The sequence below is a fragment of the Streptomyces coryli genome (genome assembly GCF_011044975.1).
GTDB classification, from domain to species: domain Bacteria; phylum Actinomycetota; class Actinomycetes; order Streptomycetales; family Streptomycetaceae; genus Streptomyces; species Streptomyces coryli.
Genome location: NZ_JAAKZV010000056.1, coordinates 26166 through 37658, shown reverse-complemented (window position 1 = coordinate 37658; position 11493 = coordinate 26166). Strand labels below are relative to the sequence as shown.

Here is an 11493-nt window from a genome sequence, read left to right as displayed (position 1 = left end):
CACTTCGGGTGGGCGTGGTCGGGGAAGCCGGTGGGGATCACGTTCCCCGGGGTGGTGACGTCGGGCACGGTGCGTACCGCCGCGAACGTCGACAAGGGCTGGGTCGACCTCGACGCGGCCGCGCTGCTCGGCGACCGGCTCGGCTGCCCGGTCACCGTCATCAACGACGCGGACGCGGCGGGCATCGCCGAGATGACCTTCGGCGCGGGCCGCGGCCGCACCGGCACGGTGATGATGCTGACCTTCGGCACGGGCATCGGCAGCGCCCTCTTCACGGACGGCCGCCTGGTGCCGAACACCGAGCTCGGCCACCTCGAGCTGCACGGCCACGACGCGGAGAAGCACGCCTCGTCGAAGGCCAAGGAGGACGAGGACCTGAGCTGGGCGCACTGGGCGAAGCGGGTGCAGAAGTACCTCGCCCACGTGGAGATGCTCTTCTCGCCCGACCTGTTCATCATCGGCGGCGGCGTGAGCCGCAAGTCGGAGAAGTTCCTCCCCCTGATCGAGGACATCCGCGCCGAAATCGTCCCGGCCGAACTCCAGAACAACGCCGGCATCGTCGGCGCAGCGATGGCGGCCTCCGCCGCATCGAGCTGAACAGCGCCTGAAGAGCAGCTCCACGAGTGATCTGTGGAGCTGCTCTTCCTTGACACGCTTGCGTCGGATCCGAGCCCTTAGGCCCGGGGGTACTTGCCGCTGGCCGTCTTCACAAAGCCCAAGTACTTCCAGCGGCCGTACTCGGGATCCTTGTCCATGTAGACAAGGATCTTGACGCGGTGACCTTCCTTGAAGGAGTAGTTGGAGCTGTGCCCGCTCCCGTCGCTCCATGTCGTGCCGTGGTACTTGTCCGGAGACGTGCTCGAGTCATAGACCTTGGCATAGATCTTGCTGCCGTCACTGAGCTGGTCCTTGACGTAGACGTGCTCGCCGCCGTCCTCGAACCTGACCGTGGCCCGCAACCTGGCCACCTGGTCATAGCCGCAATAACACCTGAAGTTGGTTGCCGTACGGTCTCCCGCACTGGCGGTGCCGACTCCCGCGGTCAACGTGATGCCGACAGTGATCCCGAGTACGCCGACGGCGCGTGCCGCGTGCTTGACGGCGCTCCTCATACAGTTCCCCTCTCGTCCTGAGCCACCTCTCCGGTGGGCCCAGTTCAGCGTCCGGACATGGTCGTTGTGCAGCGTTGCCGGACGCGGAACGGGGGTGAGGGTACCTGGTCTGGAGGGTGAGACAGTCCGCCCATCGGGCTCTCGGCGAGCACCACGAGCTCGTTAAAGGGCGAGTGACTTCCGGTACGTGGTGCCGGGCTGGCCGTCTAGCACCGTCTTGCCGATGGGGGCGAAGCCTGCGCGGGTCAGGACTGTGGCTGAGGCGGTGTTGTCCAGGGTGGTGGCGGCGCGGAGTTCGGTCAGGCCGTAGTCCGTGGCCGCCACCTCGCACAGGTGCTGTACGGCGCGGGTTGCCAGGCCGCGGCCGGTGGCCTTTTCGGCTATGCGGTAGCCGAGTTCGGCGGAGCCGGCCGACACGTCTACCAGGTTGAGGCGGCCGAGTATCTCGGCGCCGGCCACCAGCACGTGGAAGTAGCACGCGCCGGTGGCCTGCTCCGTCAGGAGTGCCTCGTGCCGGGCGGTGAAGTCCGCGAAGTACGCGTCGCCGCGGTCCGGGATCGCGGCCGCGAAGTACGCGCGGTTCTCCTGCTCGAAGGCGAGCAACGCCGGGGCGTGGTCCCGGCGCAGCAGCTCCAGTCGCGGCTCTGGCATCCGCGTACTGTCTCAGCCGCCGAGCCGCACGTCCACGCCCTCGATGGCGAAGTCACTGCCCCCATCGGGGACCACCGGCACCGACACCGGCTCGTAGCCGCTGGCCACCACCGTGTAGCGGGCCCGCGGCAGGCCCTCGAAGGCGAAGCCGCCGGTGGCGTCCGTGGTGCCGCTGGCGACCACTTCGCCGGACCCGTCGACCAGCGAGACCCGCGCGCCCGGCAAGGCGACCCCGCCCGGACCGCGGACGGTGCCGCGCACCGAGCCCTCGGGCGCCGCGAGCAGCAGGTCCTGCACCAGCTGCCGGTCCTCGGCGAGGCGCACCGGCGTGGCGTGCGGCTGGTGGGAGTCGGCGGCGGCGATCAGCGTCGCGGTGCCGCTCGCGGCGGCGGCGATGCGGTAGCCGCCGTCGGCGTCGCTGACCGCGCGGCCGAGCTGACGGCCCGCCGGGTCGATGAGCGTCACCGCGGCACCGGCCAGCGGCGCACCGCCCGGACCCGCGACGCGGCCGCGGATGCCGGGGGAGGACACCGGGGCGGGCGCCTGCGGCGTCTCTTCGGCGGTCGCGGAGTCCGCACGCGCAGCCTCCCCGCTCGTCGAGTCCGCGCTCGTCGCCACCGGCCCCGAAGGCCGCTGCAGCTTCGGCAGGAACATCGCGATCAGCAGCCCGATCACCGCCGCCCCGCTCGCCACCCCGAAAGCGATGCGGAAGCCGTCCATGTTCGGCACCTCGACCGCGCCTATGCGGGTCGTGGAGTGCGCCAGGATCACCGCCACCACCGCGGACGAGGTGGACATGCCGATCGACCGCATCAGGGTGTTGAGGCCGTTGGCCGCGCCGGTCTCGCCGGCCGGCACCGAGCCGATGATCAGCGTCGGCATGGCCGAGTACGCGATGCCGACACCCGCGCCGATGACGGTCGCGACGACCGCGGTCTGCCACGGCGCGTTCAGCAGCGCGATACCGCCGCCGTAACCGGCCGCGATCACCAGCAGGCCCAGCATCAGCGAGACCTTCGGTCCTGCACTCGCGTTGATGCGTGCCGACAGCGGCGATACGAGCATCATCGCCACGCCCATCGGCGCGACGAACAGACCCGCCGCCACCATGGACTGGCCGAGTCCGTAACCGGTCGCCTCAGGCAACTGCAGGACCTGCGGAAGCACCAGCGTCATCGCGTAGAAGGAGAAGCCGACCAGGATCGACGCCATGTTGGTCAGCAGCACCGGCCGCCGCGCCGTCGTGCGCAGGTCGACCAGCGGGCGCTTGGTGCGCAGCTCCATGAAGCCCCAGGCCACGAGGATGACGACCGCGGCGCCGAAGAGACCCAGCGTGGTGGAGCTGGACCAGCCCCAGTCGCCGCCCTTGGTGATCGGCAGCAGCAGACAGACCAGACCCGCGGTGAGTCCGATGGCGCCCGGGAAGTCGAAGCGGTCGGGCGCGCGGACGGCGGACTCCGGGACGCCGGACAGGACCAGCACGATCGACAGCACCCCGAGCCCGGCGGCGCTGTAGAAGAGTGTGTGCCAGTCGGCGTGCTGGGCGAGGAACGCCGCCGCCGGCAGGCCGAGCGCGCCGCCGATGCCCAGCGACGAGCTCATCAGCGCCATCGCGGAGCCCAGCTTCTGCGGCGGCAGCTCGTCGCGCATGATGCTGATGCCGAGCGGGATCGCGCCCATGGCGCCGCCCTGGATCGCCCGGCCGACCACCATCAGCGCGACATCGGAGGTGACGGCGCACACGAGCGAGCCGATCACCAGCAGGCTGAGGGCGACGATCAGCATCTTCCGCTTGCCGAACATATCGCCCAGCCGCCCCATCACCGGGGTGGAGACCGCGCCCGCGAGCAGCGTGGCGGTGATCACCCAGGAGGCGTTGGAGGCGGTGGTCGACAGCAGCTTCGGCAGGTCCGTCACCAGCGGCACGACGAGCGTCTGCATCACGGAGACGGTGATGCCGCAGAAGGCGAGGATCGCAACGAACCCGCCGCCGGCCTGGCGCCTCTCCGTGGATGGTGGTGCGGTTATCCGGTTCTGGGGGAGGCGTGTGGCGGGCTGAGACATAGCTGCATCCTACACTTGCATGCACCCTGCAAGTTTCCACGGGGTGATCACAAGGCGACGATCACCTGGATACAAGCGATCTTGACCAGGATGGCGAGCGCGAACAGCGTCGCGTACCCGGTGTTGACCCGGCTGTCGTGCACCCGCCCGTTGGCGTACGCCAGCAGCGCCGGATTCCCGACGTACCCGGCGAGCAGCCCGGTGGTCCGCTCCCGGCTCTGCCCGAGCAGCTTGGCGGCGAGGCTGAAGAGCCCGTAGCTGAGCAGGGCGGTCACCGTGAGCAGCAGCACCAGCTTGCCGCCGAGGGCGGTGAAGGCGTACTTGCGGAACGCGTCGCCGGACGTGATGCCGACGACGGCGAGGAAGAGCAGCAGGCCGATCTGGCGCAGGGTCAGGTTGGCGCGGGTGGGCAGCGTCCACACGATCGGTCCGGTGCGCCGCAGCCGGCCGAGCACCATGCCGGCGATCAGCGGCCCGGCCGCGGTGCCGAGCGCGAAGGCGGAGCCGCCGAGCGTGACGGACGGGATGCCGATCAGGAAGCCGAGGGTGAGACCGAGGCCCAGGCTGACCGCGCTGACCTGGCTGACCCGCGCCTCCACATCGCCGAGGTAGGCGGTCACCTCGCGGGTCCGCTCCCGCGGCATCGCCACCCGGATCCGGTCGTCGAGCTGCACGACCAGGTCGTCGTGGGCGAGCAGATCCTGGTCGCCGCGGCGCAGCCGGGTGGCCATCGCGCCGTACTTCTCGGCGAGCCGCAGGTCGCCCAGCGTGTGCCCGGCGAGGTCCGGGTTGGTCAGCAGGATGCGGCGGTAGTCGACCTGGGAGCGGTCGTCCAGCAGATGCGCGGAGTCCAGGGCGCCGAGCCGCTCCGTGGCGGCGGCCACGGCCTCCTCGCCGCCGACGAGCACCATGCGGTCCCCGGCCGCGGTGGTACGGGCGTCGAGGGCCACCTCGCTCGCCGCCCCGGCGGGCTGCATCACGCTGATCAGCACGCGGCCGTCGGCGATCTCGGGCACGTCCCGCAGCTGGGCGGCGCGGTCGACCCGGATCGTACGGGCGATGAGCCGGCGCGGCAGCGGGCTGCCCGGGTCCTTGGCAGAGCCCCAGCTGCTCCGGCCGGCGATGAACGCGATGGCCAGGATGGCCAGCACGACGGCGAGCGGATAGCCGATCGCGTACCCGACGGCGGGCTGCTCCGGCTTCTCGGCGGCGGCCTGCGCGGCGGCCAGGCCGGGGGTCGTGGTGCCGATGCCCGCGTAGCCGCCGGCGAGGTAGCCGCCCGGGATGCCGAGCAGGCCGCTGCCGAGCCAGCCGACCGCCGCGGCGGTGACCACCAGTGCGGCCACCGCCCCCGCCATCACCGTGAGCTGCGGGCGCAGCTCGCGGAAGAAGGCGGGGCCCGACTCGAGGCCCACGGTGTAGACGTAGAAGGCCAGGCCGACGGCGCCGAGCGCCGCCGGCGCCGCCTTGCCGATGGCGGGGTCGAGCGCACCCACCAGCAGCCCGACGAACAGCACCCCGGCGGGTCCGAGCACCACCGGGCCGAAGCGCACGAGGCCGAGAAGGCTGCCCGCCGTGATGACGGCGAAGAGCGTGACGTATGGATTGTCCGCTAGAAAACCCCACATAACGGACATGATCGCGTGCGGTGCACACGCGGGGCCGCAGCTCCGGAGCAGGCAGCGTGTCGGCCCGGCGGCGCCCGGCGGCCGTCAGTCTCCCGGGCGTCGCACCCACACGTCTTGGGGGCCCGCGGTGTCGTCCGGCCGGAACGGCCCGTGTGCCGTCCACCCCCACGTCTCGAAGGCCGTGCGTACCGGATCGTTGTCCGGGTCCGTGACGGCGACCGCGGGGCTGCCGGCGGAGCGGGCCAGCAGATGCGCCTGCATGCGCGTGGCCAGGTGCCGGCGGCGCTGGGCGGGCAGCACCATCAGCTCGGCGAGCAGAAAGACCTGGCCGGAGCCGGTGACTTCCTCGAGGCCGCTCAGCAGTGTCCCGGGCAGCTCCGGAGGCCCGCCGCCGGCGCGTTCGGCCCGGAAGCCGTACGCGCAGCCGGCCAGGCTCACCGCGCCGGCGATCACCATCTCGAATCCCGGCCGCTGCACCTGCGTGGCGAAGCGGCGCAGGAACTCCTCCCGGTCCCCGGACTTCGCGCCCGGCACCGAGTCGTAGGCCCGTACGTACAGATCGGCGACCGCGTCGCGCTGCGTATCGGCCTGCCAGCGGGACAGGCCGCGCAAGAACACCTCCGCCATGGGCCCCCTCGTCACATCGTCAGAGCTTGTGCATCCGCGCGTACGGGCTCGTGATGCGGAGCTGCCGGTCGCCGAAGTCGACGTGCAGCGCGATGTCGTACTCGGCGGCGACGATGCGGCCGAGCCCGTATTGATCGTGGCAGACCCGGTCGCCGACGACGAAGTCCTCGATGCGGGGGGTGGCCTTGGCTTTGAAGGGGCTGTTGGGCAAATGGCGTCGGGGCGCTGTTGATTTCGGCATTACTGCCAGTATGCGGTGCCGCCGCGGCAATGCGGGCAAGTCTGTTCGGAAAGCAACGGCCTTGTGATCTGAACGCGGCCGGGCCCGCACCCCTGGAGGGGTGCGGGCCCGGCCGTGGCGTGTCCGGATCAGGCCGGGACGATGTTCTCCGCCTGCGGGCCCTTCTGGCCCTGCGTGACGTCGAAGCTGACCTTCTGGCCCTCCTGGAGCTCACGGAAGCCCTGCGCCTGGATGTTCGAGTAGTGCGCGAAGACGTCGGCGCCGCCGCCGTCCTGCTCGATGAAGCCGAAGCCCTTTTCGGCGTTGAACCACTTGACGGTCCCTGTTGCCATGTAAATCTCCTCCATAGCGCACCCGGAAACCAAAAATGCGCCCGCGGCCACAGGCCGTCAGGCGCACCTAGAATTCATGGGTACCAAAACTGCAACTGCCCCGAACGTAGCACACATTCGCCGCGCGGGGCGGGGTCTGTGCGTCAGGTCTCCCGATCGGGTACGACCACGACCGGGCACGGCGCGTGGTGCACCACCGCATGGCTGACCTCGCCGAGCAGCATGCCCTGCCCGTTCCCGGCGGGGCGCGGGCGGGCGCCCACCACCAGCAGGTCGGCCGTGGCGCCCTCGGCCAGCAGCGCGTCCCGGGCCCGGCCCTCCAGGACGGTCTGCCGCACCTGGATCTGCGGGTGGGCGGCGGTGAGCCCGCGGATCGCCCGGTCCAGGGTCCACTGCGCGTCCCTGAGGTGCGGGTCGGCGGCGCCGCCGATGGTGTGCGGGTGGACGGGCAGCGCGCGCTCCGGGCAGCGCCAGGCGTGCACGGCGTCCAGCCGCCGGTCGCGCACCTCCGCCTCCTCGAAGGCGAACACCGCCGCCTGCGCGCTGCCCTTGGTGTCGCCGATGCCGACCACCACGCGGCCGTGCCGGCCCCGCACCTGCGGCTGCCCGCCCCGTACGACGACGACCGGGCAGCGCGCGCGGGCGGCCACCGCGAGGACGGTCGTGCCCAGCAGCAGCCCGGGCATCGAGCCGCGGCCGCGGTGGCCGAGCACCAGCAGCGAGGCGCCCTCGGACTCGCGCAGCAGCGCGGGCACCGTGTCGGCGGTCAGCACGGAGGCGGTGAACTTCACGTCCTGGGTCCGGGCGCGGACCCGCTCGCCGGCCGCCGCGAGGATCCGTTCGGCCAGCTCGCGGCCGGGCGGCGGGGGAGCGGGGATCGCGGGCGGGGCCTCGTACGCCTCCCACAGCGACGCGTACACGAGATGCAGATGCGCGCCGCGGCGGACGGCCTCGGCCACCGCCCAGTCCAGCGCCGTGAAGGAGCCTTCGGAGCCGTCGATGCCTACAACGAGGGGGAGTTCCACCGTTCGCCACCGCCTTCCGCCGCGCCCGTCGCCGGAGCCGCTGCACCGAGCGTGCCACCTCCGGCGCGTCCCGGGGAGTGGGCGGGACTGGCCCAAGCGCCCCGGTACGGGTGAGGATGGGCCTCGACATGACTGATCGGACCCTCCGGCCACCGGCCCCCACCAGCGCCGACGTCGCCCGCCGCGCGGGCGTCTCGCGGGCGACCGTGTCGTACGCGCTCAACGACAACACCACCGCCCGGGTCAGCGAGGCCACCCGCGCGCGGGTGCGCGCGGCGGCGGAGGAGCTCGGCTACGTGCCGAACTTCGCGGCGCGCACGCTGCGCGCGGGGAGCAATCGCACCGTGCTGCTGCCCACCCCCGACATCCCTGTCGGGCCGCTGTTCAGCCGCTTCCTCATAGAGCTGCAGCGCGGTCTCGTGCGGCGCGGCTATGCCGTCGTGCAGTACGGCGCGGGGGACCGGGCCCCCGGCGGGGTGGAGCAGGCGCGGGCGTGGGCGGAGTTGCGGCCGGCGGCGGTGTTCGGCGCGAACGGGCTCAGCGACGAGGCGGTGCGGGTGCTGCGCGGGGCCGGGGTGCGGGCACTGGTCGCCGTCGCCTCGGCACCGGTGCCGGGGCTGCACACGCTCGTCCTCGACCACAGCCGGGTCGGCGCGGCGGCGGTCGCGCACCTGGCGCAGCGCGGCTGTCGCCGGATCGGCGTCGTGGTGCCGGCGGAGCCGGAGCTCGCGGTCTTCGCCGGGCCCCGGCTGCGCGGCGCGCGCGAGGCCGCGGCGGCGGGCGGGGCGCACGCCGAGCCGGTGGACCTGGCGTATACGGAGGAGTCGGCCGCCGAACTGGCCGGGCGCTGGCGGGAGCTGGGGCTCGACGGCGTGTTCGCGTACAACGACGAGTACGCGATGCTGCTGCAGCGGGCTCTGCAGGACGCCGGGCTGGAGGTGCCGGCGGACGTGGCGGTGATCGGCGCCGATGACCTGCTGCTGGGCCGGCTGCTGCGGCCGCGGCTGTCCACCGTCCGTATCGAATTGCCGGGCGGGGCGCCGCTGTCGGAGGCCATCGACCGGCTGGTCCGGGGGCCCGGCGAGGAGCCGGAGGTGGTGGGCGAGGTGGCCGTCGAGGTGGAGTGGCGGGAATCGACCGGTCGCGGGTAAAACGCGTGGACGGGTTGTCAGTGGCCTCGGCCATGCTTGCTGCTCATGAAACGCTTATGGCCGAAGAGGCGCGGGCGCCCGCAGATCCCCGTATCCGAGACCGAGAAGACGCTCTTCGGGGGCGCGCTCCGCTACGACAAGCCATATGTGCAGCATGAACTGCCGCTGCTGCGGCTGTCGTTCTGGGCCATGGCGCGGGAGCTGCCGCGCATGATCGGCCTCGTGGTGCGGGCCGCCTGGGCGGTAGACCGGCCCGCGCTGCTCGCCGTGGTCGGTGCGGAGGTGGGCATCGGCCTCAGCGGCGCCTTCGGCCTCCTCGCCACGAACCGGGTGCTCGTAGCGCTCTTCGCCGACGGGCCGACCCCGGACCGGCTGCGGCAGGCGCTGCCCGCGCTGCTGGCCATCACGGTCGTGACGGCCCTGTCCGCGGTGCTCGCGGCGGTCTCGGTCGCGGCCGCGGCGCGGCTGGAGCCGCAAGTGGAGCGGGAGGCCACCGCGCGCTATTACCGGCTGGCGGCGCGGGTGGAGCTGTCGGCGCTGGAGGACAAGGACTTCCATCGCAAGCTCGACGCGGGCCGGTTCGGGACGGATTCCGTACGCCGCATGATCGGCAACTCGGTGGCGGTGATCAACGCCATGATCGGGCTGATAGCCGCGGGCAGCGTGCTCACGCTGCTGCATCCGGCGCTGCTGCCGATGCTCGCGCTCATCGCCGCGCCGAAGGGCTGGGGCGCGGTGCGCACGGCCCGGCGCCGGCACGAGTCGATCCACCTGTGGATCGAGCACCGCCGCGCCATCGGCGTGCTCACCCACGACCTCACCGCCCAGCACACCGCCGCCGAGATCCGCGCGCACGGCGCGGGGCGGCTGTTGAACCGCGCGTACGCCGACATGTCGGCCACGCTGGAGGTGGAGCAGAAGCGCCTCGCCCACGCCAAGGGCGGGACACTGCTGGTGGCTTCGGGCCTGTCGGGAATCGCCGCCCTCGGCACATACGGCACGCTGTGGGCGCTGCTCACCGCGGGCGGCATGCCGCTGGCGGTGGGCGGCACGGCGGTGATCGCGATCCGCACCGCGTCGGCGGACCTGACCTCGCTGGTGCTGCAGGTCAACCGGCTGTACGAGGAGGCCCTCTACCTGCACGATCTGGACGTCTCCTGCCGCGAGTCGGCGAAGCACGCCATCCCGGCCGGCGGGCTGCCGCTGCCGGAGCCGACCCGGGAGATACGGGTGGAGCGGCTGACGTTCACGTATCCGGGCAATCCCGCGCCGTCGCTTGAGGACGTGAGCCTGACCATCCCTGCCGGGCGCGTCGTCGCCCTGGTCGGCGACAACGGCTCCGGGAAGACGACGCTGTCGAAGCTGGTCACCGGCCTGCTGCTGCCCACGTCCGGGCAGGTGCTGTGGGACGGCGTCGACACCCGCGAGGCCGACCGGGACGCGCTCTTCGACCGGGTCGCCATCCTCACCCAGGACTTCCCGCACTGGGCGATGACGGCCCGCGCCAACATCTACATCGGCCGCGCGGACGGCGTCCCGGACGCCGGGCGACTGGACCGGGCCGCCGCCGAGTCCGGCGCGGACGAGGTCGTCGCGGCGCTGCCGCACGGCTGGGACAGCCTGGTCATCAAGGGCTACGAGCGCGGCACCCAGGTCTCCGGCGGCCAGTGGCAGAAGCTGGCCAACGCCCGCACCCGCTACCGGGAGGCACCCCTGGTCGTCGTCGACGAACCGACCTCGGCCCTCGACCCGATCGCGGAGATAGCCGCCTTCCAGGCGCTGCGCGAGATGACCGCGGACGGCACCACCGTCCTGCTCATCACGCACCGGCTGGCGGCGACCGCGACGGCGGATGTCATCTACGTACTCGACGAGGGGCGGCTGATCGAGCAGGGCGACCATGCCGCGCTGATGCGGCTGCCCGGCGGGCACTACCGGGAGATGTACGAGGCGCAGGCGGCGCAGTACGGGATCAGGGATCCGGCGTCCGCGGCCTAGCGGCCCACCGCCCCCAGCAGCGTCCGCGCGCACAGCTCCCGCACCTGTTCGCGCGGGAGGTCGGGCCGGTCGAGCCAGTCCAGGGTGACGGTGATGAAGAACGACAGCCAGCCGCGCACGGCCAGGCGCAGCTCCGCCGGCGGCAGATCCTCGGCGGGGCCCGCGGCCAGGGCGTCGGTCATGCGCTGCTCCTGCGCGGCCAGGAGCTCCTCGTAGATGCGGGCGATGTCCGGATCGGAGGCCGCGGCGGCCCGGTGGACGGCCCTGAACCCCTGCGGGTGTTCCTCGGCGAAGCGCAGATAGACGTCGAGCGCGGTGGTGAGGCGCTCCTCGACCGGCACCTCGGGGCCGTACGCCGTCTGCTCCATCAGCTTCCGGCCCTCGTGGGCGACGACCGCGGCGAAGAAGTCCCGCTTGTTCGGGAAGTAGTGGTACAGCAGGCCGCGCGAGACCCCCGCGATCTCCGCGACCCGGCCGATCCAGACGTCGTCGTAGGGCTGCTCGGCGAAGAGCTCGGCGCCCACCGCGAGCAACTGCTCCCGGCGCTCGACCGTGCCCAAGCGTCTCCGGGTCCGCGTTCGAGTCATCCCCACAGCCTACTTGACACGGGTTCAATAGCCGCGCACGCTGTCTGTTGAACCGAGTTCAATAGGGAGTTGGCGGC

Annotated in this window: 12 protein-coding genes; 3 read left to right on the top strand and 9 right to left on the bottom strand. The window is 72.3% G+C overall.

The window, feature by feature from the left end:
* Window positions 1-597: polyphosphate--glucose phosphotransferase (gene ppgK, locus G5C51_RS15335; RefSeq protein WP_165237530.1), on the top strand; the 597-nt coding region annotated here is incomplete at its 5' end.
* 77 nt (window positions 598-674) lie between these two features.
* On the opposite strand, the gene G5C51_RS15330 is transcribed toward ppgK, so the two are convergent.
* From G5C51_RS15330 to G5C51_RS15295, 8 genes are all read right to left on the bottom strand, one after another.
* On the bottom strand, window positions 675-1112 hold the full coding sequence (locus G5C51_RS15330; protein ID WP_165237528.1) for a hypothetical protein: 438 nt from the start codon (window positions 1110-1112) through the stop codon (window positions 675-677).
* A gap of 162 nt (window positions 1113-1274) precedes the next feature.
* Window positions 1275-1763, bottom strand: a complete 489-nt coding sequence (locus G5C51_RS15325) for a GNAT family N-acetyltransferase (protein ID WP_165237526.1) — start codon at window positions 1761-1763, stop codon at window positions 1275-1277.
* A 12-nt stretch (window positions 1764-1775) separates the two neighbouring features.
* Window positions 1776-3827 (bottom strand): MFS transporter, encoded by a 2052-nt coding sequence (locus G5C51_RS15320; RefSeq protein WP_165237524.1) that lies wholly within the window; start codon window positions 3825-3827, stop codon window positions 1776-1778.
* Between the two features lie 47 nt (window positions 3828-3874).
* Window positions 3875-5455: an aspartate-alanine antiporter-like transporter gene (locus tag G5C51_RS15315; protein WP_165237522.1), complete on the bottom strand. Its 1581-nt coding sequence runs from the start codon at window positions 5453-5455 to the stop codon at window positions 3875-3877.
* An 84-nt stretch (window positions 5456-5539) separates the two neighbouring features.
* Entirely contained in the window at window positions 5540-6082 is a 543-nt protein-coding gene (locus tag G5C51_RS15310; protein WP_165237520.1) for a hypothetical protein, read from the bottom strand.
* Window positions 6083-6101: 19 nt separating this feature from the next.
* Window positions 6102-6323, bottom strand: a complete 222-nt coding sequence (locus tag G5C51_RS15305) for a hypothetical protein (RefSeq protein WP_165237518.1) — start codon at window positions 6321-6323, stop codon at window positions 6102-6104.
* A gap of 128 nt (window positions 6324-6451) precedes the next feature.
* Entirely contained in the window at window positions 6452-6655 is a 204-nt protein-coding gene (locus G5C51_RS15300; RefSeq protein ID WP_165237516.1) for a cold-shock protein, read from the bottom strand.
* Between the two features lie 143 nt (window positions 6656-6798).
* Window positions 6799-7680: a universal stress protein gene (locus G5C51_RS15295; RefSeq protein WP_338118154.1), complete on the bottom strand. Its 882-nt coding sequence runs from the start codon at window positions 7678-7680 to the stop codon at window positions 6799-6801.
* Window positions 7681-7808: 128 nt separating this feature from the next.
* Here G5C51_RS15295 and G5C51_RS15290 point away from each other — a divergent pair, with 128 nt between their 5' ends.
* Together G5C51_RS15290 and G5C51_RS15285 are read left to right on the top strand one after the other, a co-directional pair.
* Window positions 7809-8831: a LacI family DNA-binding transcriptional regulator gene (locus tag G5C51_RS15290; protein WP_165237514.1), complete on the top strand. Its 1023-nt coding sequence runs from the start codon at window positions 7809-7811 to the stop codon at window positions 8829-8831.
* A 45-nt stretch (window positions 8832-8876) separates the two neighbouring features.
* Complete coding sequence (locus G5C51_RS15285) at window positions 8877-10829, top strand: ABC transporter ATP-binding protein (protein WP_165237512.1); 1953 nt, start codon at window positions 8877-8879, stop codon at window positions 10827-10829.
* On the opposite strand, the gene G5C51_RS15280 is transcribed toward G5C51_RS15285, so the two are convergent.
* Window positions 10826-11416 carry a TetR/AcrR family transcriptional regulator gene (locus G5C51_RS15280; RefSeq protein ID WP_165237510.1) on the bottom strand — a complete coding sequence of 197 codons (591 nt, stop codon included), beginning with the start codon at window positions 11414-11416 and terminating at the stop codon, window positions 10826-10828. The genes G5C51_RS15285 and G5C51_RS15280 overlap by 4 nt on opposite strands.
* Between the last annotated feature and the right edge of the window lie 77 nt (window positions 11417-11493).

Excerpts from the sequence above, each read along its gene's own strand:
- G5C51_RS15330 (WP_165237528.1), bottom strand. The coding sequence starts at position 1,112 with ATGAGGAGCGCCGTCAAGCACGCGGCACGCGCCGTCGGCGTACTCGGG.
- G5C51_RS15325 (WP_165237526.1), bottom strand. The coding sequence starts at position 1,763 with ATGCCAGAGCCGCGACTGGAGCTGCTGCGCCGGGACCACGCCCCGGCG.
- G5C51_RS15320 (WP_165237524.1), bottom strand. The coding sequence starts at position 3,827 with ATGTCTCAGCCCGCCACACGCCTCCCCCAGAACCGGATAACCGCACCA.
- G5C51_RS15315 (WP_165237522.1), bottom strand. The coding sequence starts at position 5,455 with ATGTGGGGTTTTCTAGCGGACAATCCATACGTCACGCTCTTCGCCGTC.
- G5C51_RS15310 (WP_165237520.1), bottom strand. The coding sequence starts at position 6,082 with ATGGCGGAGGTGTTCTTGCGCGGCCTGTCCCGCTGGCAGGCCGATACG.
- G5C51_RS15305 (WP_165237518.1), bottom strand. The coding sequence starts at position 6,323 with ATGCCGAAATCAACAGCGCCCCGACGCCATTTGCCCAACAGCCCCTTC.
- G5C51_RS15300 (WP_165237516.1), bottom strand. The coding sequence starts at position 6,655 with ATGGCAACAGGGACCGTCAAGTGGTTCAACGCCGAAAAGGGCTTCGGC.
- G5C51_RS15290 (WP_165237514.1), top strand. The coding sequence starts at position 7,809 with ATGACTGATCGGACCCTCCGGCCACCGGCCCCCACCAGCGCCGACGTC.
- G5C51_RS15285 (WP_165237512.1), top strand. The coding sequence starts at position 8,877 with ATGAAACGCTTATGGCCGAAGAGGCGCGGGCGCCCGCAGATCCCCGTA.
- G5C51_RS15280 (WP_165237510.1), bottom strand. The coding sequence starts at position 11,416 with ATGACTCGAACGCGGACCCGGAGACGCTTGGGCACGGTCGAGCGCCGG.